A 24,178-nucleotide genomic window follows, 5' to 3' on the forward strand; every position below is an offset into this window, starting at 1 on the left:
TGATCATGATGCCCTAGCACGCCCGTCATTGCGCCAGACGCCGTCATCGGCCATCAGCTCACTCAATATTCCTTCGCGCAAGCCCCGGTCGGCGACGCGCAGCCTCTCCGAGGGCCAGACGGCGCGGATCGCTTCGAGGATAGCACAACCGGCCAGCACGAGATCGGCGCGGTCGGCGCCGATGCAGGGGTTGGCGCAGCGCTGCTGGAAGTCCCAGCCGACCAGTTTCTCCACCATGCGGTCGACGCTGTCGCGGTCCATCCATAGGCCGTCGACCCGTCGGCGGTCGTAGCGTTCGAGGTCGAGATGGACGCCGGCCAGCGTCGTCACCGTGCCCGAAGTGCCCAGCAGATGGAAATTCGGGCTGGCCTTGAGATGGCTCAACCGATCGCGGCCATCGAAAGCGGCCAGCCTGCCGGCGACGTCGTCGACCATGGCGGTGAATATCTCGCGCGTCACGGTGCGGCCGCCAAAGCGTTCCGCCAACGAGACGACACCGACCGGCAGCGACGTCCACGAGACGATGTGATTGGCCAGCCGCGGCGAACGGCGGCCGGTGAGATCGATCAGCGCGATCTCGGAAGACCCGCCGCCGATGTCGAACAGGACGACGCCCTGCGTGTCACGCTCGACCAGCGAACCGCAGCCGGAAACCGCGAGACGGGCTTCGGTCTGGCGGTCGATGATCTCGAGCTTCAGGCCGGCTTCGCGTTCGACGCGATCGAGGAACTCCACGCCGTTTTCGGCTGTTCGGCAGGCTTCGGTGGCGATCAGCCTTGCTTTCCTGATCTTGCGGCCGCGCAATTTATCGCCGCAGACCTTCAGCGCCTCGACCGCGCGGTCCATCGCCGGCTGACCGAGCCGGCCATTGGCGGTGAGCCCCTCGCCCAGCCTGACGATGCGCGAGAAGGCATCGATGACGCGAAACTGGCCATGACGCGTGGGAACGGCGACCAGCAGCCGGCAATTGTTGGTGCCGAGGTCCAGCGCGGCGAAGACGGGAAGCTCGTGCACCGGCGGCCGGCGGTGGCCTTGTTCGGGGCGAGGCAATGAAGCGGCGGGCGAGATTGTCGCCGCGGCAACAGGCTTCAAATCCACCACCGCAACATGAGCCTTGCCTTGCACCGGCGATTGATTGTCCCCTGGGCGCGCCTCGTCACGCGCAAAAACCTTGCGTCCACGCCTTCGCTTGCGCCGTTTCTTGGGCTTGCCCTTCTGGGTCGCGTCGCCAGCCTGCCCATTCACGGAGCGAGGCTCCGTCGGGCGGCGTTGCTGCCAACCGGCTGTCCCCGGGCCTGATGGCCCCAGGGAAGCGCTGGACGCGCCCACCTCCGGCGCGCCTGCGCCGGTGTCGCGGTCTTCCACTGTCGTTCCTTCCGGCGCCGCGCGAACCGGTGACGGACGCAGCAGGCGCTTTGGCATGTTTCAAGTTGTCGCCAGACTAACAGTGCCGTGCCCGATCACCAAGAGCCGCACGCTGAATTTTGCCGACCGGGTGCGCGGGCTTGTTTTTGCCCTGGCGTAATGTACCGGCAAGGCTGGGCTAGTAGCGAAACACCGTCGCGGCGCGCGGCAAACAGGGACGGCGTCAGGCGCGACAAGTGTTCGCGGTTGAATAGCCGGCTTCAATGAGGCATCTCTGAAATGAATGGGGAATCCAGGGCGGACGGCCTCTCGACGGAAAGGAAGCGGATACGCAACGCATGGCAGTCGGGCAATGAACTGGAAACGCTATTTCTGGCCGGTCGTCGGCATCGGCGCGGTGATCTTCTCGCTGCTGCTGCTCTGGCATGAATTGCGCGGCATCTCGCTCGACGACGTCTGGGATGGGCTGGCGGCCATTCCAACTCGTGGCTGGATGCTGGCGGGCTTGAGCTCAGTCGTCGCCTATGCCGCGCTAGCCGGCTACGATCACATCGCGCTGCTGCATATTGGCAAAAAGGTGTCGTGGCTGTTCGTGACACTCTGCTCCTTCACCACCTACGCGCTGTCGCACAATATCGGCGGCTCGGTGTTCTCCGGCGCCGTCATTCGCTACCGTGCCTACGGCACAAGGGGGCTGACCGGCCAGGAAGTCGGCGTGCTGGTGGCGATCTGCTGGATAACCTTCGTGCTGTCGACGTTACTCGCCTCCGGCCTTGTGCTGGTGTTCGAGCCGCGGATCATCGACCGCTTTTCCGGCATTGCCCATCACGGCCTGTCGGAGGCGGCAGGCATTGCGATGCTGGTCCTCATCGCAGCCTATGTATTCGGCAGTTGGCTGCACCTGCGCCCGCTGAGGATCGCCGGGTTTCAGTTGCACTATCCGGCGCTGCCGATCGTCGCCAGGCAGTTGCTGATCGGCCCGATCGAGCTGCTCGCGGCCGCGGCGATCATCTTCTTCGCCCTGCCCGAGGTGCACAATCCCGGCTATTTCGTCGTGCTGGGCGTCTTCCTGGTCTCCTTCTCGGTCGCCCAGATCTCGCACGCGCCAGGCGGCCTCGGCGTGTTCGAGGTGGTGTTCCTGGCCGGGCTTTCCGAGATGGATCCGGTCGGCGTCGTGGCGGCGCTGCTGGTGTTCCGGCTGTTTTATCTCATCGTTCCGCTGTTTCTGGGCCTGGGCATCGTGCTGTTCTTCGAACGCTCGCAGTTCAGCCGCAAGGAGAGCTGAGGCTTGGAGATTCGCACGCCACGGGAAAAGCTGGTGTTCGGAACCGGTGATGAAACCTGGCAATTGAACCGCAAAGCAGACTTGACTATTTTCCACTGGCGGCTACAAGGCAGCGCTCAAGCGGCTCAGCCGCTCAGCCCGCGCGATCCATGACCGCGCCTGCTGGGGAATAGGTTAACGGTAGACCCACGGACTCTGACTCCGTTAGTCCTGGTTCGAATCCAGGTTCCCCAGCCACACCTCTTTAATCGTTGTTTTCAGCTGCTTAGCGAACATTAGAAATTGCTAAGTGTTACACCCAAATGGATGTCTCACGCGGGGGCATCAGCCCTTTCCCTTCATTTCGTGGTAGTCTCGATAGAGCTTCGCGACATAGTTTTCGCGGTAGCGCAACAGGTAGAGCGCGAAGAGGCAGAACGCAACACGCTCGCATAAGACAAGATGCCCGTCGAATAGCACCAAAACGTTTCACATTCTCTCCAGCCGCCGAATCTTCCCTTCCACTGGCCGGCCGAGACAAGCAAAATAAGCCGCCAGCTTGCGAAGGCGAGGCACGCCAGCACCATGGCATAAGAAATGATCTTCGTTTTCTTTTTCATTCCCTACGCTGCAACAAGATTATGAAATTCTCGGTTTCGTGCAGCGCCTCGGTCCGGTCGAGTATGACGGGAACGGCGAGGCAAGTGAAAAGCCCGCCGTGGCGAGCGGCGGGCTTTTGGTCGGCGTCGAGGATCCGGCCGGTTAGGGTTCCAGCGTCACCACATCGTCGGCCGGACTACCGAAGATCCAGGTTCCCCAGCCAAACTGGATGTCCTACGGATGATTTCGCCCCGGCCGGCTCGCATGAGGCCGCCGCATCTGCCGATTCGCAAGTCCACGAGGTGAGATTGTCGTTCGCAGGAAGCTGACGCGTGGGCGCGTGCTGCCATTCTTCGAGGGCCTGCCACGCTGCCTGGTCGGGATCGAAGCCTGCAGCTCATTGCATTGTTGGGCGAGAATTGACTGCACGTGGCCATGACGTGCGGCTGCTGTCGGCACAGTATGTTGAAGCCCATACTCCATGGTCGTGTAACTTCATCGTGACCCGATCTCCAGGGAGGAACAATCGGAATGAACTCCAAGTTGGGGGCCAGCCAATCAGCTTGAGGCAGACCACGACCAACCAATGGAGCATGTCATGAGATTTCCACGCTGCACGACCACCGCGGCCGCCGCTTTGATGTTCGCGGCCCTCCCTGCGCTCGCCCAGACGAACGGAACACCTGCACCAACCCCGGCGACCCAACAGCCCGGAGCTGGGCAACTGCCGGATGTGAGCGGACAGACGGGTGGGCCGACGCATGAAATGATTCGCCAGATGATTGAGCAAGCCGTCCAGGAGAGAATGCAACAGGATCGGAGCTCTAACGAAGGTAACAATCGGCAAGAGGAGGGTGACAACCGTCAAGAGGAAGCTTCCCGTCATCGAGACGGCTGGCAGCGGCACCGCACTGGCGGCCCGGCCGGTGAGCATGGAATGGTCGGAAATCATGGTCCTCGCATGATGCGCGGCACCGGGATGCGACTTGTACTGGCGCTTCTGGACACGGATGGTGACGGATCGCTGTCCGAGAACGAGGTCCAGGAGGCTGTCGGCAGAATCTTCTCTGCAATCGACCAGAACGGTGACGGGAAGATCGATATGGATGAAATCCAGTCCTTCTCGCATGGCTCTGGCGGTCGTGAAGAAATGCCGTGATTGGCTAGTGTCTTAGCTTGAAATCCGGCTAGTCAAAAAGCGGCTCGGAGTTTGGCGAACGCCACAGGCGCCATGAGGCGCTTTGGGGAGAGGCAACACGGCCGTGGGCGCGTTCTCCCCCGGAGCCCGCTGCCGGTTCCCAATCGCCCGTCCAGCGACCTAAGGTCAAGTTGAGCGGGCATCCGGCCAGATGTCCTCACATGGATCCTTTCAACGCAGTCATTCGTAAAGCAGCCGGATCGGGCGAGGCCCGGGCCAGCCGTCAGGACTCGCAGACACAGCCGGACCAGCCCGTCACCGACAAGCCTTCCATCAAGAACTGCAGTGTTACTTTACCAGCAGCGCGCCGTGTTTCGCCCAAAGTTGCTCACATTGCTTCGCCCTCAAGCATGGTGCTCCCGCAACTTCATGAAAGATTATCGCAGAACGAACGTCGTAGCCCAATACCGACGCGTTTGCCAAAAAGTGAACTGCCTCTCCAAGACGGCGAAGTTCAAGGGAGGCTTCTTTCTTGTTCGCTGCGTCGAATACACCGAGGACCTGCACTTCATCATCACGTGAGGCCAATACGGCGGCCATGGCCTCATCACTCATCACCCCCACGACTGTTCACGCGGTTGCTGATGAAGAAACCTACCGCTACCCAGTACGCTGATGCTCGATGCATGCCGGCAACGGTTTCTTCTTTCATCATCGCTGGCTCTTGCCGCGAGCCAAATAGCGGCGGCCTTTGTCAGACCAATGAGGCACTCACCTGCAAACTCGGCCGGTTCGTCGGTCGTGGTGTCGAATACCGCCCATGTGTCGCAGGGTTCCAGAACGGGTAAGAATTTCATATTAGTTTCCGCTAATTTTTCTCCCAACATTAGCGGAACCACTTTGTTCCTGGAGCTTCGATGCCGTGCTCACGTGTACCCGTCTCGACGATGCCGGCAGCGAAGGGCCTCGCCGGCGAGCGGTCGCGTCCAGGGCCGCGACTCTCAAGCGTGGGCAGCCAGGAGGCGCACAACCGTTGACGTCGGGCTTTGATCGGACCGGCCTCTGGAGATCGATACGATGCCTACCAGCAGGACATGCAAGCAGCGCCATCCAGCCGTGTTGTATACGGCTTGGTTAACAACCATCGGCCCTTAGCGATCTTACCATGCGAACGACAATCGGATCGTAGGGGAGCTTTTCGTCACGACTATAGGTGGCCGTAAACAATGCCGCGCGGCCGTCGCAGACTTTGACGGCCCGGACATACAGTATCTGACCGTCCTTCAGCCCAGAATAGCTGGCCCATTGCGGCGTCACTCGCTTATAGGTCAACCTCCAGCCGTCGTGCTCATTCACTGCCATGCGATGCTCTATCTCGGTGCGAAAACTCGCCTTGCCGAGTTGCGCCCCCCATACTGCGAGAAACGCTTTGTTTTTGCCCTCGAAGGCTGCCCCTTGGTCGGAGCGCTGGGTAAGTACAAACCCCGGGGGGACATCGAACACGAAGCCGAGATGTTTGATCCCGAAGCCCTGCCATCCCTGAGCACCGAGCAGCGACGTGGGCACCATGGTGACAAGTAAACTCAGCAGAATATGGGGACCATATCTCATAGCCTGTTCCTATTGCTTCGGCGTCCCGCTCCCTGTCCGTGGCACGTCGTCTAGTAGGGTCGGCTCGACCGAGTCGTTCGTTCGGTGATCTGCCGGCAGCTTGCCGTTTGGGGTCATCTGGTTAACGGCGTCCGGCAGATCCCTGGTGATCCTCGCAATGAGCTCTTCGCGCGAGAGGCCAGTCTGCGTTGAAAGTGCCTCCAGCGTCTGCGCGTCAATAGCCTTTTCCACCTCATGAGGCTCGTTCGGCCCGGTGCCAACCCAGGAGTCCACCTTCGGGCCAGCACCTGCATTTTTAAAACGGTCGAGAATATCGCCAAGCGCGGTGCCGGCAACGCCCCTGGACACCTGGTCCAGTATCCCCCCTTGCGGATTGTTTGCATCGCGCTCTCCCGCTCCACGGATCATCTCTGCGATCTTGTCGCGGTTTTGATAAGCCAAGACCCCCAGCATAGCGATCGCAAGTCTTCCAAGATTGGCCACTCGTTCCTCCTGTGGTCTCGAGCTTGGAGAAGCTCTCGGCCTTCCAAAAGTTCCGCATTGGCCACCAAACCTTAGGTGGATACCTCCGGACGTGCACATAAGGTGGGCAAACGCGCCAGGAAGTCGATGCCTCACAAACCCGAATCTAGTATCCTACTTTGTCCGTAAGCACCCGCAATTCAGGCTGAGGCGCGACCCAGAAAGTTCGAAAAGCTTCCAGGAACCCCAGCCAAGCATTTTTCAATGAAAATGGTCACTTAGCGAAAATCGGAACCGGAACACTTTTCTGGTGCATAAATCCGGCACATCGCTGTCGCTACGCTTCGCGAACGAATCCTGCATAAGGCCGCCTGATGGTCACTGACACCGAGTTCATCGTCGAAAGCATCAGCCAAGGCTGCGTGATGCTTGCCGATGGCGAGTTCTTTATCGACAGGCTGGTGAAGTATGTCGGCAATGGGAGGATCCGCTGGCATGTCGAATTCCGTGGACATCGCATCGAGCTGACGACCGGCCAGCTCAAGAAGCAGCCTACCTTCCGACGGAAGATGCTCGAACAGGCCGGCGTGCTGCCGCCCCAGTGTCCCGGGGCCAACTACAGGCGATGGGTTCTCGATCTGAGGAGGAACGCCATCGAGCTTCCCTGGCGGGAGAGACCGGTCGATGCCGGTTTCTCGGTAGACAGGCTTGTCGGTCATGGGGGCGACCGCTGGACGGTTGAATACCAAGGCAAGGCTATCAAGTTCACGACGACCAAACTGCGCAGGCAAACCAGCTTCCGCAAGAGGATGCTGCTCAAGGCCAAGGTGCTGCCGCCCCGGATGGACCCGGTTGCCTATCGGAAGTGGGTGGACTGGCTGATTCAAAACGCCGCCGAGGTCGCCCCGCGGGCCGGCGATGCCGTGATAACCGAGAAAAGTTGGCTTGACGACCTGCCGGAGTTAGGCGGCTGGCAAGACGAAGCGGCGCCCGAGGCAACCGACTAGAACGGCGCCGCTCTTCACATTCACCCCAAAGCCATGGTGTTTGCCACGGCTCCGAATTTCGGAACACATTGATCGCGAAGAATCTGGCCAGGGCTTGGCTCGTGGCGAACCAGACTTGAATGAGACCCCATGGATCGCTTCAATCTCGGCGCCTACCGCCGCCCGATCTCCACCCGCTCCACCGAGACCCAGCGCTGGTTCGATATCGGTCTTAACTGGTGCTACGGCTTCAACCATGAGGAAGGCATCAAGTGCTTTGAGAAGGCACTGGAGACCGATCCGGACTGCCCGATGGTTCATTGGGGAATCGCCTATGCAGCCGGACCCTTCTACAATCTGACCTGGAAGGAGCATGGCGAGGCCGAGGCAAACAGCGCGACGAAGCGTTGCTTCGAGCATGTCCAGCTCGCGCGCGCCAGTGCGGTTGCAGCCAGCGAGGTCGAAAGACAATTGATCGGGGCATTGGCCTGCCGTTTCCAGAAACCGCACCGGGTGATGCCACAGGAATTCGAGCAATGGGACGACGCCTATGCCGCCGCAATGCGGCGGGTCCATGAAAACTTTCCCGACGATCACGATGTGATGGCGCTTCTCGTCGAGGCGCTGATGATGCGCACGGTGCGGCGCCTGTGGAATCTCAAGACCGGTGAACCGGCGCCGAATTCCGACGTCGTCGAAGCGCTGGAGGTTTGCGAGCGGTCAATCCTGCTCGCAGACGAGGCCGGCACCGCCCAGCATCCGGCGATCGTCCACCTGCACATCCATCTGCTGGAAATGTCGACCCAGCCGGAGCGCGGCATGCGCTCGGCCGATCTGCTCGGCGAGATGTGCCCCGATGCCGGGCACATGAACCACATGCCGGGGCATATCTATGTGCTGTGCGGCGAGTATGAGAAGGCGAAGCTCGCCAGCGAAAAGGCGGTTCGGGCCAACGACCTTTATCTCGCCTACGCCAATGAGCCGACCTATTATCTGCTCGGCTGCTGCCACGATCTGCACCTGATGATGTTCACCTGCATGTTGTCGGGCCAGTACCAGCCGGCGCTGTGGGCCGCCGACAAGGTGCGCAGCCTGGTGACGCGTGACGTGGTCGCCATCCAGGATCGGCCCAAACTCACCCAGACCGTGGAAGGCTATCATGCGATGAAAATCGCACGTGCTGGTGCGCTTCGGTCGCTGGCGGGAAATCATCGACGAGCCGGCAACCGAAGAGCCCGGCCTCTATGTGCTGACCGCGGCCATGCAGCATTATGCCAAGAGCGTGGCGCATGCGACGCTGAGGCAATTCACCGACGCCGAGCGCGAGCGTGAACGCTTCCACCAGCATCTCGAAGGCATTCCAGCCGAGCGGCGTTTTCTCAGCAACCCGGCCCGCGCCTCGCTTGCCGTCGGTGCCGCCTTGCTCGACGGCGAGCTTGCCTACCACCAGGGCCGGCACGAGCAGGCCTATGGCCATCTCAGGCACGCGGTCGAGCTGGATGACAATCTGTCCTACACCGAGCCGTGGGCGTGGATGCACCCGCCGCGCCATGCGCTGGCGGCGCTGCTTCTCGACCAGGGCCACGCGCAAGAGGCCGAGCAGGTCTATCGCGACGATCTCGGCCTGAGCGGCAATGTCCAGCGCTGCGCCCAGCACCCGGACAATGTCTGGGCGCTGCACGGGCTGGTGGAATGTTTGGGGCGCTGCGAGAGCCAAGAGCTGCCTGTACTGCAGGCAAAACTCGCCACGGCGCTGGCCAAGGCCGATGTGCCGATCAGCTCATCGTGCCTGTGCCGGACGGGCGTGCAATCGGCACTCAGCTGTTGTCCTTGATGCCCATCGCACCCTTCCCGGGCAGTTCAATCATGGAATGCTGAAGGGCACCGATTCAGCAACCGTTCCATCAATGGCCAAATCAACCCGATAGGTGCCCTCCGGCCATCCCGCCGTTGGTTTGGTGAGTTGTGAATCAGCCTGATTGTTGGCTCCTACGTCGAGGTCGACCTTGTCGATCGTATAGTTTTCCGGCGCGGCACCGTGGGAATCAACCGAGACCCAGGAGAATGTGATTTTCGAGGTTGGCGCGATATCCACAAGGTCAGCCGATACGTAGATCACCGGTGTCTCGACTGGGAAGTTGCTCTGAGGCGTTCCCCCGTCCTTCGTCGCGGAAAGGACGATATTGGTGAAGCCCGCCGCCTGGACCGGCATACCGAAACTGAGCGCCGCCAAGGCGGCAATGGCTGGAACCAGAGCTGATTTCAAGACTTATTTCTCCTCGGGCTTGGGTGCTGGCCCCGCAAATCGGGGTCAAAGCGGGGTTGAGGACGGATGCCGTCAGCCCAGCCATTTGTCATAGTCGGCCACCAATAGATGCAACGGCGGTGTGTCTTCCTCGATATCGGCGAAACGGCCGATCGGCTCGCGGAAGACGTTGTCCGTGCGATCGTCATTGACGGTCGACACCTCGCCGATCAGGACATCCTTGCCCTCGGCCCAGAAGGCGTGCCAGACGCCGGGCAAGAGCGTGACGCTTTGACCCGGATCAAGCTTCAGCAGTCCGCCCGCCGGCAGCCTGTGGATAGTTCCGTCGACCGGCACCGAAACCTCGGCCTTGGGGTCGATGCCGCCGTCGCGATCATGCATGAACAGTTCAAGCACCAGCTTGCCGCCGCCGCGGTTGATGATGTCCTCGGCCTTGATGTTGTGGCGGTGCATCGGCGACATCTGCTCCTTGCGCGAAATCATGATCTTCTCGGCATAGAGCATGCCCATGCCCTTCTTCATGTCCTCGTAGCGGCCGTTGCGAACGGTGAACAGGAACAGGCCGAGATCGTCGAACTTGCCCTGGCCGTAGTCGGTGATGTCCCAGCCGAGCCGCGAGGTGAAGATGGCCGAGGAATCGACCTGGCGCGCCTTCATCTCTTCCGGCGACCAGTAGGCGAAGGGCGGCATGATATAGCCGAACGAGCGGATGAAAGCGTCGGCTTCGCGGATGATGTCGTTGATGGCGGAGCGTTTCATGATGATGACCCTCGTGTCGATTTTTCCGACAATCGCATAGCCGAACGCCGGTGCGGTGTCGATCCACCTTGCCTGATCGAGCCCTGCCTGTTGGAGCCTTGCGCGTGCCACCCATGGCCAACAGATCGCGGCCCGCTGGCCGCGTGACATCGCGTGCTTTGAGGTTCATAACCCTTGCGAATTGCACAGGGATAGCCGATGCCGACCATCCATGACCTCGATACGCCTTCGATCCTGATCGACGTCGCGCGCGCCGAAGCCAACATTGCTCGTGCACAGGCTCATGCCGACAAGAACGGACTGAAGCTCAGGCCGCACATCAAGACGCACAAGCTGCCTTATTGGGCGAAGAAGCAGATGGCGGCAGGTGCAGTCGGCATCACGTGCCAGAAGATCGGCGAGGCCGAGGTAATGGCCGACGCCGGGCTGACCGATATCTTTCTTCCCTACAACATCCTGGGACGCGCCAAGCTCGAGCGGCTGAAGGCGCTGCATGGCCGCGTGACCCTGTCGGTGACGGCCGACAGCATGGACACGCTGGAAGGGCTCGCGGCAGCTTTCACCGATGCCGGCCATCCTCTGCCCGTGCTGGTCGAATGCGATACCGGCATGGGTCGCTGCGGCGTGCAGACAGCCAATGAAGCGGTAGCGCTGGCAAGGGTGATCGACAAGGCAGGTGGCCTCACCTTCGGCGGACTGATGACCTATCCGGCCGCCGGCCGCGCGGCTGAAGCGGAAGCCTGGCTCGCCACCGCCAAGCAGGCGCTGGCTGCTTCGGGGCTTGCCTGCGAGCGCATCTCGAGCGGCGGCACGCCTGATATATGGCGCTCCGCCGATGCATCCGTCGTCACGGAGTATCGCCCGGGAACCTACATCTATCTCGATCGCTACCAGGTCGCCAAAGGCGTTGGCACGTTGGACGATTGCGCGCTGACGGTGCTTGCGACCGTGGTCAGCCATCCGACAGCGACGCGCGCCATTCTCGATAGCGGCAGCAAGGCCCTGTCCAGCGATACGCTAGGGCTAAAGGATTTTGGAGAGTTGATGGGCGTCCCCGGAGCACTGGTGACGGGCCTGAGCGAGGAGCACGGCACGGTCACGCTTTCTGGCGACGGCAGGCTGCGCATTGGCGAACGCGTGCGCGTGGTGCCGGACCACTGCTGCGTCGTTACCAACCTGTTCAACGAGATCAATCTGATAGACGGCGAGAAGGTTCTCGAAACGCTGCCAGTGGCGGCTCGCGGGCTGATGACATGAGGTTTTAGACCGGACGCTCCGCCTGCCGCGCTGCCACCCGCCGCATGGCTATCACCCGGCGGCGGCGGATTTCGGTGCGCATTGCCATCAGGTGCAGCGCGAAGAACAGCACGGTAAAGCCGAAAGCCATCACCAGCAGAGGCCAGAGCAGGCTCGGGTCGATGGTAGGGCCGCCGAGCCGGAACACCGAGGCAGGCTGGTGCAGCGTGTTCCACCAGTCGACCGAGAATTTGATGATCGGGATATTGATGAAGCCAACCAGCGTGATGATGGCAGCGGCCCAGGCGGCGCGGCTGGCATCATCCAGCGCACGGGTCAGCGCGATGATGCCGAGATACATCAGGAACAGCACGAAGACAGAAGTCAGGCGAGCGTCCCACACCCACCAGGTGCCCCACATCGGCTTGCCCCAGATCGAACCGGTGATCAGCGCCAGCGCGGTGAACACCGCTCCAATGGGTGCGGCCGACTTCAGCGCGACATCGGCCAGCGGATGGCGCCAGACCAGCGTGCCAAGCGCGGAGACCGCCATCAGCGTATAGCACATCATGGCGAGCCAGGCGAAAGGCACGTGGATGTACATGATGCGAACGGTGATACCCTGCTGGAAATCCTCGGGCGCGGTGAAGCTCATATAGAGACCAATCGCGAGGATGAGCGCGGCGAGCGCCGCCAGCCACGGCACAAGCTTGTCGGCAAGCCCGACGAACCGCGTCGGATTGGCAAGATCGGTCAGGCCGCTCAGGCGTGAGGTGGTGTCACTCATGCGACTTTACATAGACCGCCGATGCGTTTGGGGCAATCGAGCGGCGGTGTCGCAGCTCTGGTCTTGCCTCCTCCCGTTCGGGAGAAGGCGGAACCGTTAACGGCTCAGGCGGCCTCGCCCTGCACCGACCGGCTGAGGCGCCGGACTTCCTCGTCGTTGAGCAGGCCGCCGGCGCGCAGCAGGCTGGCGAAGCGGCCGTTGCGCAGCGACAGTTCGGCAAAGCCACCCATCTCGACCACCCTGCCCTTGTCCATGAACACGACCAGATCGGCGTCGCGGACGGTGGTCAGGCGGTGGGCGATGATGAAAGTGGTGCGGTCGCGGCGCAATTCGTCGATCGCTTCCTTGACGCGGTCCTCGGTCTCGACGTCGAGTGCGCTGGTCGCCTCGTCGAGCACCAGGATCGGGGCATCCTTCAGCACGGCACGGGCAATGGCGATGCGCTGGCGCTCGCCGCCCGAGAGCTGGCCGCCACGTTCGCCGACCACCGTGTCGTAGCCATTGCTCTTGGCCAGGATGAAATCCTGCGCCGCGGCCGCGGTGGCGGCGGCATGGATCTCGTCGTTGGTCGCATCGGCGCGGCCGACGCGGATGTTGTCCTCGATCGAGCGGTTCAAAAGCCCGGCGTCCTGGAACACGGTGGCGATCGAATGGCGCAGCGACTTGCGGGTCACCGTGCGGGTATCGATGCCGTCGATCAGGATACGGCCACTGGACGGCGAGAAGACGCGCTGCAGCAAGTTGATGAGCGTGGTCTTGCCCGCACCCGTCGGTCCGACGATGGCGACGGTCTGGCCGGCCTGCACCTCGAAGGACACGTCGCTGACGCCCTGCCCCGAATTGGCGAACTCGAAGCTGACATCCTCGAAACGAACATGGCCGGTGACGTTGGCAAGGTCGCGCAGACCATCCGGCTCGGCGGTATCGGCGGCCGAGTCCTCGAGCTTGTAGAAATCCTCGAGCTTGGCGCGAGCTTCCGAAATCTGGTTCGCGAAAGCCGACATCTGATCGAGCCGTGAGATCAGCAGCGTGGCGAAGCCGGTGAAGGCGATGACGTCACCGATGCGCAGCTGGCCATGAGTGACCAGGTAAGCGCCGATCAAAAGCACCACCATCATCGAGATCGTCGACGACAGCCGATTGAGCGCATTGGCGATAGCCCACCAGTCGAGCACCGGGTTCTGCGCGTCGAGCAGGTTCTTGACGTAGCCACGCAGCGCCTCGGCCTCGTAGCCGAGACGGTTGTAGCTCTGCAGCACGGCGACGTTGCTCACCGAGTCCGTCACATGCGCGAATACCTTGTGATAGTGGCGCTCGACCGCAGCTTGGCCTTCCTTGGTGCGCTTCATCACCAGGCGGCCGATGCCGACATAGAGCACGCCGAGCACGAGCAGAACCATCGACATGCGCACATCCATGCTGAGCGCCGTCGGAACCAGCAGAACGAGCGCGACAGCGGTCGACAAGTGCTGGCGCATGAATTCAAGCCAGAGGCTGAACAGAGTCTCGACGGCGCGCAGCAGCGTGTGGAGGGCATTCGAGGTGCCACGCTGATGATGCCAGGCGAGCGGCATGGTGATGACGCGCTCGAACGACTGACAGAGCACTTCGCTGCGCCGGGCGTGCGCGAACCGGTCGGCGCCGCGCGCCACCAGGACGAAAGCCATGACATTGAAGGCGCCGAGGCCGGCCCACACGGCGAGCGTGGAGAAAACCGAACCGTGCGCGGAAATCGCGTCGATGACCCGGCCGAACATGATCGGCTCAAGTATCGCGATGGCTGCAAGAGCGACGTTGGCCGAACAGATCAGCGCGACGCGCTTCTTGTCGGCAGCCAGATACCCCAGCGCTCTCCAATAGATCTGCAGAAGTGACACTTCAGCTACTCCGCCAACGTTCTATTGTGCCCAATACCAATATTGTGCACCGCACCATTTCCTGACACGTAACGGTTGATGCGTCGCAAAACAATGCCCGTCTATCTCTTCCGTTCCCATTTAGCGAACAAAAGATGACGACGATACGAAATCTGGCGTGATCACCTAACAGTTTGAGATAAAAGGTGAAATGTCAGCCTTGCGGCAAAATCATGGCAGTGGTCGAGCTGTGCCACATTTTTAATCACGGCAGGCCGGCATGACTTGGTCCGCGCGGCTGGCCAACGTCGTCGGCACCCCGCGCGCAAGTAAACAATGCACGGCATCGCGCGTCCCGGAGGACGCGCGATCTAATCACTAAATGGTTGATTTCATGCCGGTATCTTGACCACGACCTCGGTCTGGTCACCAGCTTTGGGTGCGAAGGACGTCGATTTTGTCTTCGAACCATTGACTTCGAGCGAGATCGTCTTGGCCTTTTTGTCGCGAATGACCTGGACCTTGATCTCGGCGCCCAGCATCTTGAGTGAAGCCTGGTAGCCATCCCAGTGGCTGGGCAGCTTCGGCCGGAATGTGATCTGCTTGCCGCGCCGTTCGATGCCCAGGATGCCTTCGACCGCCGCCCGATAAAGCCAGCCCGCCGAGCCGGTGTACCAGGTCCAGCCGCCGCGACCTCCCTTGTCATCGCCGGCGTAGATATCGGCCGCCACCACGTAGGGCTCGACGCGGTAGTGCTCGGCCGAGGCCTCGTCGAACGCGTGGTTGACCGGATTCAGCATTGAGAAGCAGCGATAAGCTTCATCGGTCTGCCCCATCTCGGCCAGCGCAATGACGAACCACGTCGCCGCGTGGGTATACTGGCCGCCATTCTCGCGCACGCCAGGTGGATAGCTCTTGATGTAGCCGGGGTCCTTCTGTGTCTTCGAGAAGGGTGGCGTGAACAGTTTGACGATCTTGAGACGGTCGTCGACGAGCAGCTTCGTCGCCTGCTGCATGGCCGTGGTCGACCGCGCCGGGTCGCCCTCGCCCGACAGCACGCTCCAGGACTGGGCGATGGAGTCGATCTTGCACTCCTGCGATGTACGCGAGCCCAAAGGCGTACCGTCATCGAAACTGCCGCGCCGGTACCATTCGCCGTCCCATGCCGTGCTTTCGAGTGCCCGCTTCAGCGCGTCGGCATGCTTTGCCCAGGCCTGTGCGCGCTTGGTGTCGCCCTCGGTCTTGGCGACCGCGGCGAAGTCGCCCAGCGTCTTCAACAGGAACCAACCCAGCCACACGCTCTCGCCCTTGCCGTGTTCGCCGACACGGTTCATGCCGTCGTTCCAGTCGCCGCCAAGGATCAGCGGCAGGCCGGCTGGACTGCTGCGCTTGATGGCAAGGTCGAGCGCACGCGCGCAGTGGTCGTAGAGCGACACTGTCTTCTTCGAGATTTCCGGGGTGAAGAAGGCGTCGTGCTCGCCTTCACCCAGCGCCTGTCCGTCGAGGAAAGGCAGTTGCTCCTTCAGGATGGCGGCGTCGCCGGTCACCATGAGATAGCGGGACGTGGCGTGGGCGAGCCACACCACGTCGTCGGAGATCAGGGTACGCACGCCGGCGCCGGTCCGCGGCAGCCACCAATGCTGCACGTCGCCCTCCGGGAACTGCCGCCGCGCGGCGTTGAGGATCTGGTCGCGCGCCAGCGTCGGGTCGTGCGCCAGCAAGGCGAGCGTGTCCTGCAACTGGTCGCGGAAGCCGAAGGCGCCGCTTGCCTGGTAGAAGGCCGAGCGGGCGCGGATGCGGCAGGCAAGGCTCTGATAGGGCAGCCAGTGATTGACCATGGCATCGAGTGCCTTGTCCGGCGTCTCGACCTGGATGGTGTCGAGGAAGGCGCGCCATTCGCGCTCATTGTCGGCCAGGCGCTGGTCGAAGTCCTTGCCCCGGTGCGTCTGCACCAACGCGCTCGCCTGCGCCGCGGAATCGGCATCGCCGAGCAGCCAGATAAGTGTGACGTCGGCGCCGGCCGGAATCTCGACGTCGCGAGCGATCGCCGCGCAAGGATCATCTCCGGCCTCGACGCGACCCGACAGGGCCGAACCGCTCAGCACCGCCTGTGGCAGCTCGCTGGACCCGTGCCGGCCGAGGAATTCGGCCCGGTCTGACGTCACCGAGTGGACGCCGGTGTCGGCGGCGAGGAAGGCCACCCGCTCGCTGAAATCGAGCCCGTAGGGATTTTGCGCCAGCAACGCGCCGGTGGCTCCGTCGCGGGACGGCACTATGGTTGCCGCGGTGCGCGACCGATGCCCGCCAAGCACCCATTCGGCGTAAGCATAGACGCGCAGCCGAGCCGGTACCGGGCCGGAATTCTGGATGCGCAGCCGCGTGATCTTCACCGGATCGATGGGATCGACGACATGGGTCAGGTCCATCGACAACGGTCCGCGCTTCGAGCGGAAGGTCGAGAAGCCCTGGCCATGCCAAGCCTCGTAGGTCATCGCGGGATCGCGCACCACCGCTGCGAGCGGAGAGAACGCCTTGCCGCTGGCCTGGTCGTAAATATAGACGCCCTCGCCCGGCCGGTTGGACACCGGATCGTTCGACCATGGCGTCAGCTGGTAATCGCGGCTGTTGCGGCTCCAGGTGAAGGCCGCTCCCTCGGCCGAGGTGTGGAAGCCGAACGACGCGTTGGAGACGACGTTGATCCAGGGTTGCGGCGTCGTGCGCCGGCCAGCCAGGCGCACCACATAGTGCCGCCCGTCGCCGTCGAAGCCGCCGAAACCATTCCACAGGCTGAGGCCGGAGCCATCGGCGCTGACGTCGGCCACCGCCTGCGAGGCAAATGCATGCATCTGCGGTGCGAGCGCCGCGATTTCGCGCGAACCCGGCAATCCTGCCGGCTGCAAGCCATCGCGCGCCTGCAGCGCGGCCGCCTCGGCCCGTTCGATCTGGTCGAAGATGGTGCCGTTACGTGTATGCAGCACAACCCGGGCGACGGCGAGCAGCGTCTTGTAGGTGGTTTCCTCCATCAGGTCGCGGCGCACCGCGAAAATGTGCTGGCGGGGTCCGAGTTCCTTGCCGCGCAAGCGGCTGTTTTCGCACAGCGTCTCGACCGCGCGCTGCAGATCCTGGACATAGGACGAAGCCTGCTCGTTGACCACGACGAAGTCGATCATCATGCCGCGGGTGCGCATGTATTCCTGGAAGCGCAACGCCTGGGCTACGATCTCGAGATCGGCAACGTCACCGATCCTGACCAGGAAGATCGGGTAATCGCCCGAAATACTGGTCGGCCACAGGCTCGACTGCTTGCCCAACCCGGAAGCGATGGACTCGGCCGGCAACCGCAGGAACGGGTCGGGATAGATCAGATAGCGCGCCAGCTTCTGCACATTGGCCGCGTCGGTCAGACTGAGGCCCATATGGCGGGTCTGCACCTGGCTACGCGTCCAGGCAAGCATCGCCTGCCGGGCAAAGCTCTCCTGATGGTCGAGCCGGCTTATCGCCTCCTCCAGCTCGGCACGGTTTGCCCCGACGACGGTCCAGAAGGTCAGCGATACTTTCTTGTTGGCGGGCACGCGCACCTGACGACGCAGCGAGGCGATGGGATCGAGCGTGAAGCCGGAATGGCCGCCAAGCCTGGCGCCTGGATCGAAGGCGGCGGCATCGACGATGGTGCGGCCACGGCCGATGAAGGCGCGCCTGTCGGTCTCGGCCTCGGCATCACGCGCCGGTCCCGACGGATCGGTGACGAAATGCACCAGCGTCACATCCGGTTCGCTGGTTTCACGCTTGCGGCGCGTGGCGAAGATCGCGCCGTTGTTGGCGGCGATTTCCGTTTCCACGAACATTTTCGAGAAGGCCGGATGCGCGTTGTCGGAAGCTTCCGAACCCAGGACCAGTTCTGCAAAGGACGTCACCTCGATGTGACGGTCGGATGTGCTCTCATTGTAGAGCGTGATGCGACGGCCTTCGCCATTGCCCTCGGAGATGACGATGCACTCCACTTCGGAGCGCAGCGTGCCGACCAGCTTCACGAAGCTCGCCTTGTCATCGGAAAACAGGGCCTGCGTCTTTTCCTCGGCCGCGCGCCTGGGTTCCGAAGTCGCGGACCACCAGTCGCCAGTGGCGGCATCGCGCAGGAAGATGTAGGAGCCAAGCCGATCCTCGACCGGATCGGGCTGCCAGCGGGTGACGGAAAGATCGCCCCAGCGGCTGTAGCCGGAGCCGGTCGCGGTCACCATCACCGAATAGCGGCCATTCGACATCACATTGGTCGAACGCAGCGCTCGCGCGGGATCGAGCACGATGCGGGTGTCAGGACTCTCGGTCTCGGTCTCGTCCTTGGAGCGCTCGTCGGCCTCGGTGCGGACGGTGGCGGTCGGAATGTCGCGCGGCGCCCTCTCCTGCAGCAGCAATTCGGCCGATTCAATGACCGGATCGCTGTGGAAGCGATCGCGCAGGCGACCTTCGAAGATGGCGTCGGCGACGGCGGCGATCGACATGCCCGAATGATGGGCATAGTAGTTCAGCACGACCGCGTGGTTGGTGCCTTCCGGTACGCGCTGCGGCGTGAAGTCGACCGCATCGTAATAGCCATGACGGCCAAGCGCGCCGATCTCGCGCAGCCGGGTCAGATTCTGCACCGCTTCGCGCGGGTTGAACTGCGCCGCCATGATGGTCGCGTAAGGCGCAATCACCGTGTTCTGGCCAAGGCCACGCTTCAGCCCAAGCCCCGGCACGCCGAAATTGGTGTACTGATAGGTCAGTTCCCGGTCGCGGGCGTTGTAGGCCGCTTCCGAAATGCCCCACGGCACATTCTTCTGCCGGCCATACTGCATCTGGCGCTTGATGATCAGCTTGCTCGTCTGGTTGAGGATCGAGCCTTGCGGCTCCTTCATCACCAGCGGCGGCATCAGATATTCGAACATCGAGCCGGACCACGACATCAGCGCGCCCTGGAAGCCGATCTCGACGATCGGGCGGCCAAGCCTGAACCAATGTTCGGTCGGCAGATCGCCCTTGGCGATGGCGAACAGGCTGGTCAGCCGCGCCTCGGAGGCGAGAAGGTCGTAGCAGCTTTCGTCGAGCTGATGTTCCTCGACCCGGTAGCCGATCGACAAAAGCTTGCGCTCCGGCCGCATCAGAAAGGCGAACTCCATCTCGAAGGCGAAACGACGGGTGCGCTCGCGCAAGGTGAGCAGCTTGGCACGCAGAGCCTCGACGGCGTTCTCGTCGCTGTGGGCGTCGTGGACATGCGCCTCGCAGGTGGTTTCGAGCCGTGCCGTCCAGTCGACGATGACGTCGCTTTGCGGCGATGCGGCTTCGGTGTGAATGGCGGTGGCGAGCTTGCGGATTTCGCCGGCCAGCACCGCCAGGTTGATGGTGCGGATGGAGGCCATTTCCGGCTGTGCCTTGATCGTCTCAACCGCGCGACGCATGCCGTCGAGGCGATCGACAAGGCGTTGGCGCAACGGGCGCAACTGGCGGCGGTCGTCGGGCAGTTCATCGAGGCTTTCGCTCAGGATGGTCACCGTATCGAGGATGCCTTCGAAATCGCCCTGCAGGTGGACGGAAGGGGCTTCCGCCCATTCGGCGCAGGCAGCCGCCACCGCCACCAGGTGGCCGGCGAGATTACCGCTGTCGACAGCCGAGATGTAGAGCGGATAAAGCGGCTTCAGTGTCGTGGTATCGTACCAGTTGAAGAGATGACCACGATGGCGCGGCATACTCTCAATGGTGGTCATTGTGGCGTCGATGCGGGTGATGGCATCGGACAGGCTGATCCAGCCGAAATCGCGTGCCGAGACGACCGAGAGCAAATAGACGCCGATGTTGGTCGGCGAGGTGCGCGGCGCCACGACTGGCGCGGGGCTCTCCTGGAAATTGTCTGGCGGCAGATTGTGATGCTCTGCCGTCACGAAGCTCTCGAAATAGTGCCAGGTGCGGCGCGCCACGGTGCGCAGCGTGTGGATGTCGGCTTGCGATATGCGCAGCCGATCCTCGGTTTCAGCCGAGCGGCTGATCCAGCTGGCGATCGCCGGCGAGCCGATCCAGAACAAGGCAAAGAAGAAGGCGACGAAGGCACCGGTGGAATCGGCCAGCACCGGAATGGCGAGGCCGACAAAGCCGATGATCACGGCGCCATACATCATGCCGTAATAGGAGCCGACATCGTTGTCGCCGGCCTTGTGCGCCTGCGAGGCGGTGCGCCATTCCAGGAGGTTCTGCCGGCTGACGAACAGCCGGTAGAGCGTGCGCACGATGGCATCGCCCATCATCCAGGCGTTATGTGCCATCAGCACGATCTTCAGTGCCACCATGGCGGTGCCGAAGGCGACGTCGCGCGCCAGCGCCGAGAAATGGCCGCGCGGCGTCTGGTCGCCGCTCTTGGGCAGGATGGCGTTGACGACGTCGAAGGTCGGCGCCATGAACAGGCTCAGGATCAGCAAGGCCTGCCACTGCGCGGCCTGCGTGAAGGGCAGCAAGGTCCAGCCGGCGATCGCCGCCATCACCCAGAAGATTGGCGTCAGCGAGCGGCGTAGATTGTCGACCATCTTCCAGCGCGACAGGGCCGGAACGCCGGAGCGCGGGTTGAAGATGTACCCCAAAAGCTGCCAGTCGCCGCGCGCCCAGCGATGGTGGCGCGAGGCATCGACCGAGTAGCGGGTCGGGTAATCTTCGACCAGTTCGACGTCGGTGACCAGCGCGGCGCGCGCCAGCGCGCCTTCGAGCAGATCGTGGCTGAGAATGGTGTTTTCCTCGATGCGGCCCTGCAAAGCGGCCTCGAAGGCATCGACATGATAGAGACCCTTGCCGGTGAAGGACCCGTCGCTGAAGACGTCCTGATAGAGGTCCGAAACAGCGAAGACATAAGGATCAAGGCCGCGATTGGCCGAGAACACGCGCTGGAAGAACGAAGCTTCGTCGCCGCTGGTGAGCGAAGCGGTGATGCGCGGCTGCAGGATGGTATAGCCGGCGGTGACGACGCGCCTGGTGGCGTCGAAATGCGGACGGTTGAGCGGATGGCAAAGCTTGCCGACAAGGCTCGATACCGCATCGCGGGTGGTGCGGGTATCGGCGTCGAGCGTCATCACATGGACGACTTTTTCCGGCAGCGGCACTTCGAGCGGCAGGAAGGTGGTATCGCTGTCGCCGCGCAGCAAGAGATCGAGTTCGTGCAGTTTGCCGCGCTTGCGCTCCCAACCCATCCAGGACCCTTGAGCGGCATTGTAGAGCCGGCGGCGGTGCAGGATGTAAAAGCGCGGCGCGCCTTCGGAGGGATAGCGCGCATTGAGGCGGGCGATTTCGGCGCGAGCGAAGTCGAGGATCTCGGTATCGGCCGCATCGATCTCGATCTTGCTGTCGGGCCAATCCGAAAGCAGCGCGAAATGGATCTCGTCCGCCAGATTGGCAAGGTAATGCACTTCGATGTTGCGGATGTTTTCCTCGACATCGTCACGGGAGCCGATCAGCGACGGCACGACCACCAGGGTGCGCGCCTCGGGCGGCACGCCGTGCCTGTAGTCATAGCCGATCAGGCGTGTCGGCTTGAGGAAGAGCGAGACCACGGTGTTGAAGAAAGCGAGCGCGCCTTCGCTGGCCGGCACGGCAAACAGGGCCAGCATCAGCACGATGGACGGAACCGACAGGCCGAGATTGGAAAGGGCGTTGCCCGACAGGACGAGCAGCAGGACGGTCAGGGCGAAGACGGGCAGGACGATGCCAAGCCATCCGGTCTTGGCGAAGGTCCGCTTGACGATCTGGCTGATCGTGGGCCGATAACCGATCGTCTTTTCGAGTTCCAGCCGACGCGGGCCAACGAGATAGAAACCGACATCGGTGTGAACGGATGCAGCTTGGGCATCAACCCCCTCACCGCTCTCCGGGACGGTTTCGCTGACAGCATGGCCGGCTAGTTCGATGGCTTTTTCGGCGACACGGTACTCCGACAGGTTCGAGCGGCGTGCCAGTTCCTCGATCGCGGTGCGGTATTGATCGCGCGAGAAGAAGTCGAGCGCGGCGAAATCAGTGCGCTCGCGCAGCACGGTATCGATGCGGCTGACGCCTTCGAACCACACCGTCCAGTCGACGTCGTTGATGAGGCGCAGGCCGCGAACGATGTTGCCGGTGGTCACATTGCCGCTGGACAGCGTCTGGTGCTCGGAAATGATGATTTCCTCGGCATCCGAGCCGGTCTTTTCGAGTTCGCCTTCCAGCCACTCCAGCGCCTTGCCGGCATTCTGCGATCCGTCACGCAGGCGATAGAGCAGCTGAGTGGCGAAGGTGGTGTCCTGTGCATGCGCGCTGAAATTGGCAAGGATCGCCTGCCGGTCCGGATTGTCGTCGGTCGCCAGCACCTTGTCGGCCACGTCGTTGGCGATCTGGCGCATCTGGCGGGTGCGGTTGACCCTGACCGCCAGGCGGCGGAGGTTTTCGATGAGCACGAAGCGCAAAAGGGACGGCAGTGCCCAGAGTTCGCCGATTTTCAGCGGCTCGACCGACTGAAAACCCTGGACGATGGACTTGAACATGGTCGCCGAGACGGAACTGTCGGAATGCGCGACATAGGTCCAGGCCAGAGCCAATGCGCGCGGCACGGTGCCGCCGTCGGGCAGTTTCAGCGTTGGCAATTGCCGGTAGAAGCGGCGCGGTAGGTCGCGTTTGACCTGGAAAATGGTTTCCTCGATCAGATAGTTGTTGTCGAGCAGCCACTGCGCGGCCGGCGTGATGGTTTCGCCCCTCCCCTGCGCGGCATTGGTCGACCGGTAGACTTCGAGGATCTTCTTGGCGCTGTCACGGATGCGGGCCTGGAAGTCGAACGGGATCAAGCCGAACAGATCCGTCAGATCGCCCTTGGCCAGGCTCTCGCCGAGCAGCCGGAGCCGTTCCTCCGGCAGGAATACCGATCGTATCGGCTCTTCCGTGATGGCCGGGAAGCTCGCGCTTGTCTTCTCGATCTGGGCTGGGTTCGTCTGAATATTCATTGAAAATTCCGTAAGCGGGCACTCAGCGGCGTCACCGCCACGGCAATGGCCCTAAAACCGGTTCAAATGCAATCGGCTGCATCAACCCCTATGCCGAAAGTTTGTTTCCGCACCACGACGGAGCGTCATCTTTCGACCAACTCAAAGACGAGCGCCCCTCGCTCCCGTCGGGACCGATCGACGGAGAGGATTCGGGCTTTTTCGTGATGCCATCGTCAGTGTACGCTATATTTCGCCGGCATCGCGATCATGTTTGGAAACAGGCGGTAACCGTTGGCGGCAAACCCGTCAGGCGGCCCTGATTATGCGGACCACGAAAAGGGTCGCATCCAGGGCGGGCTCAACCCGCAAGATAGGCACATCCGGCCCGAGCAGCAGGGTGTCGAGCGGCTCGAGGCGGATAGGCGTGGCGCCGGCGAAAATGGCATGGCCTCTGTGGCAAAGGATGAGGGTGGAACAGGCCTCAGTCGAGATTTCCACAGGCGCCGAAACCGGCAGGCGTTCGACTTGATGCAACATGCGGCCGCGGCGGGTCATGACGTTGAGATCGGTAATCGGGCCGGCGATCAGCGCGGCACTCGTCGGCTGGTCGGCTGGAAAGGAAAATGGCTGGGAAGCCGCTGTCATCCGCTCGGGCGGACGGCCGGCGACATTAAGCACGATCCCCTCGCCTTCCAGAACCGACAGGGTGCGGTCGATGCCGGCAAAACTGGAGAACGGCCCGCTCGTCTCGACCCGGGCCATCGAGACGCGCCAGTCGAAATCGTCGAGCCCAGCGCCAGCGGGCGAGACGGCGATCTCGGTCGTCGTACCGCCGCCGTTCTTCCACGGCATGACGCGGTAGTCGGCGGCACGAAGAACGCGCAT

At 62.5% G+C, this 24,178-nt stretch carries 15 protein-coding genes, 1 tRNA gene and 1 pseudogene; 7 read left to right on the forward strand and 10 right to left on the reverse strand.

The annotated features are described in order from the left end of the window. Positions 1 to 3: 3 nt before the first annotated feature. The gene (locus LB554_RS03165) at positions 4 to 1,422 is read right to left on the reverse strand and encodes a Ppx/GppA phosphatase family protein (protein ID WP_263485708.1); all 1,419 of its coding nucleotides are present in this window, start codon (positions 1,420 to 1,422) and stop codon (positions 4 to 6) included. Between the two features lie 295 nt (positions 1,423 to 1,717). Between LB554_RS03165 and LB554_RS03170 the strand changes: the two genes are divergently transcribed. The 4 genes from LB554_RS03170 (at position 1,718) to LB554_RS03190 (ending at position 4,388) form a co-directional block, all read left to right on the forward strand. Beyond that, entirely contained in the window at positions 1,718 to 2,650 is a 933-nt protein-coding gene (locus LB554_RS03170) for a lysylphosphatidylglycerol synthase domain-containing protein (RefSeq protein ID WP_140617091.1), read from the forward strand. 3 nt (positions 2,651 to 2,653) lie between these two features. After that, positions 2,654 to 2,803, forward strand: coding sequence for a hypothetical protein (locus LB554_RS03175; RefSeq protein ID WP_224583083.1), 150 nt, complete (start codon positions 2,654 to 2,656; stop codon positions 2,801 to 2,803). A 10-nt stretch (positions 2,804 to 2,813) separates the two neighbouring features. After that, positions 2,814 to 2,887 (forward strand) — tRNA-Gln (locus LB554_RS03180). A gap of 940 nt (positions 2,888 to 3,827) precedes the next feature. After that, positions 3,828 to 4,388: an EF-hand domain-containing protein gene (locus LB554_RS03190; protein ID WP_224583084.1), complete on the forward strand. Its 561-nt coding sequence runs from the start codon at positions 3,828 to 3,830 to the stop codon at positions 4,386 to 4,388. 327 nt (positions 4,389 to 4,715) lie between these two features. Here LB554_RS03190 and LB554_RS03195 read toward each other — a convergent pair whose 3' ends face one another. From LB554_RS03195 to LB554_RS03205, 3 genes are all read right to left on the reverse strand, one after another. Next, on the reverse strand, positions 4,716 to 4,982 hold the full coding sequence (locus tag LB554_RS03195) for a hypothetical protein (RefSeq protein ID WP_140823689.1): 267 nt from the start codon (positions 4,980 to 4,982) through the stop codon (positions 4,716 to 4,718). Positions 4,983 to 5,501: 519 nt separating this feature from the next. After that, positions 5,502 to 5,978 carry a hypothetical protein gene (locus tag LB554_RS03200; RefSeq protein ID WP_140661918.1) on the reverse strand — a complete coding sequence of 159 codons (477 nt, stop codon included), beginning with the start codon at positions 5,976 to 5,978 and terminating at the stop codon, positions 5,502 to 5,504. A gap of 9 nt (positions 5,979 to 5,987) precedes the next feature. Continuing rightward, positions 5,988 to 6,461 (reverse strand): YidB family protein, encoded by a 474-nt coding sequence (locus tag LB554_RS03205; RefSeq protein WP_224583085.1) that lies wholly within the window; start codon positions 6,459 to 6,461, stop codon positions 5,988 to 5,990. Positions 6,462 to 6,814: 353 nt separating this feature from the next. Here LB554_RS03205 and LB554_RS03210 point away from each other — a divergent pair, with 353 nt between their 5' ends. Both LB554_RS03210 and LB554_RS03215 read left to right on the forward strand, forming a co-directional pair. Continuing rightward, the gene (locus LB554_RS03210) at positions 6,815 to 7,447 is read left to right on the forward strand and encodes a hypothetical protein (protein WP_015318297.1); all 633 of its coding nucleotides are present in this window, start codon (positions 6,815 to 6,817) and stop codon (positions 7,445 to 7,447) included. A 129-nt stretch (positions 7,448 to 7,576) separates the two neighbouring features. Next, positions 7,577 to 9,260, forward strand: a pseudogene (locus LB554_RS03215) (hypothetical protein). Between the two features lie 30 nt (positions 9,261 to 9,290). On the opposite strand, the gene LB554_RS03220 reads toward LB554_RS03215, so the two are convergent. Then, positions 9,291 to 9,692, reverse strand: a complete 402-nt coding sequence (locus LB554_RS03220; RefSeq protein ID WP_224583086.1) for a hypothetical protein — start codon at positions 9,690 to 9,692, stop codon at positions 9,291 to 9,293. A 72-nt stretch (positions 9,693 to 9,764) separates the two neighbouring features. Then, positions 9,765 to 10,451, reverse strand: a complete 687-nt coding sequence (locus LB554_RS03225; RefSeq protein ID WP_015318300.1) for a D-lyxose/D-mannose family sugar isomerase — start codon at positions 10,449 to 10,451, stop codon at positions 9,765 to 9,767. Positions 10,452 to 10,649: 198 nt separating this feature from the next. On the opposite strand from LB554_RS03225, the gene LB554_RS03230 reads away from it, so the two are divergent. After that, the gene (locus LB554_RS03230; protein ID WP_224583088.1) at positions 10,650 to 11,708 is read left to right on the forward strand and encodes a D-TA family PLP-dependent enzyme; all 1,059 of its coding nucleotides are present in this window, start codon (positions 10,650 to 10,652) and stop codon (positions 11,706 to 11,708) included. A 4-nt stretch (positions 11,709 to 11,712) separates the two neighbouring features. Here LB554_RS03230 and LB554_RS03235 read toward each other — a convergent pair whose 3' ends face one another. From LB554_RS03235 to LB554_RS03250, 4 genes are all read right to left on the reverse strand, one after another. Further along, complete coding sequence (locus tag LB554_RS03235; protein ID WP_015318302.1) at positions 11,713 to 12,474, reverse strand: heme ABC transporter permease; 762 nt, start codon at positions 12,472 to 12,474, stop codon at positions 11,713 to 11,715. 104 nt (positions 12,475 to 12,578) lie between these two features. Then, positions 12,579 to 14,351, reverse strand: a complete 1,773-nt coding sequence (locus tag LB554_RS03240; RefSeq protein ID WP_015318303.1) for a glucan ABC transporter ATP-binding protein/ permease — start codon at positions 14,349 to 14,351, stop codon at positions 12,579 to 12,581. 371 nt (positions 14,352 to 14,722) lie between these two features. Next, positions 14,723 to 23,311, reverse strand: coding sequence for a GH36-type glycosyl hydrolase domain-containing protein (locus LB554_RS03245; RefSeq protein ID WP_224583089.1), 8,589 nt, complete (start codon positions 23,309 to 23,311; stop codon positions 14,723 to 14,725). A gap of 288 nt (positions 23,312 to 23,599) precedes the next feature. Then, the gene (locus LB554_RS03250) at positions 23,600 to 24,178 is read right to left on the reverse strand and encodes a HutD family protein (RefSeq protein ID WP_224583091.1); all 579 of its coding nucleotides are present in this window, start codon (positions 24,176 to 24,178) and stop codon (positions 23,600 to 23,602) included.

The sequence above is a fragment of the Mesorhizobium sp. CO1-1-11 genome (assembly GCF_020164995.1).
Lineage (GTDB): Bacteria > Pseudomonadota > Alphaproteobacteria > Rhizobiales > Rhizobiaceae > Mesorhizobium > Mesorhizobium australicum.

Bases quoted from the DNA above. Each gene is read 5' to 3' on its own strand.
- LB554_RS03165 (WP_263485708.1), bottom strand. From the start codon at position 1,422: ATGCCAAAGCGCCTGCTGCGTCCGTCACCGGTTCGCGCGGCGCCGGAA.
- LB554_RS03170 (WP_140617091.1), top strand. From the start codon at position 1,718: ATGAACTGGAAACGCTATTTCTGGCCGGTCGTCGGCATCGGCGCGGTG.
- LB554_RS03190 (WP_224583084.1), top strand. From the start codon at position 3,828: ATGAGATTTCCACGCTGCACGACCACCGCGGCCGCCGCTTTGATGTTC.
- LB554_RS03195 (WP_140823689.1), bottom strand. From the start codon at position 4,982: ATGAGTGATGAGGCCATGGCCGCCGTATTGGCCTCACGTGATGATGAA.
- LB554_RS03200 (WP_140661918.1), bottom strand. From the start codon at position 5,978: ATGAGATATGGTCCCCATATTCTGCTGAGTTTACTTGTCACCATGGTG.
- LB554_RS03210 (WP_015318297.1), top strand. From the start codon at position 6,815: ATGGTCACTGACACCGAGTTCATCGTCGAAAGCATCAGCCAAGGCTGC.
- LB554_RS03225 (WP_015318300.1), bottom strand. From the start codon at position 10,451: ATGAAACGCTCCGCCATCAACGACATCATCCGCGAAGCCGACGCTTTC.
- LB554_RS03230 (WP_224583088.1), top strand. From the start codon at position 10,650: ATGCCGACCATCCATGACCTCGATACGCCTTCGATCCTGATCGACGTC.
- LB554_RS03235 (WP_015318302.1), bottom strand. From the start codon at position 12,474: ATGAGTGACACCACCTCACGCCTGAGCGGCCTGACCGATCTTGCCAAT.
- LB554_RS03245 (WP_224583089.1), bottom strand. From the start codon at position 23,311: ATGAATATTCAGACGAACCCAGCCCAGATCGAGAAGACAAGCGCGAGC.
- LB554_RS03250 (WP_224583091.1), bottom strand. From the start codon at position 24,178: ATGCGCGTTCTTCGTGCCGCCGACTACCGCGTCATGCCGTGGAAGAAC.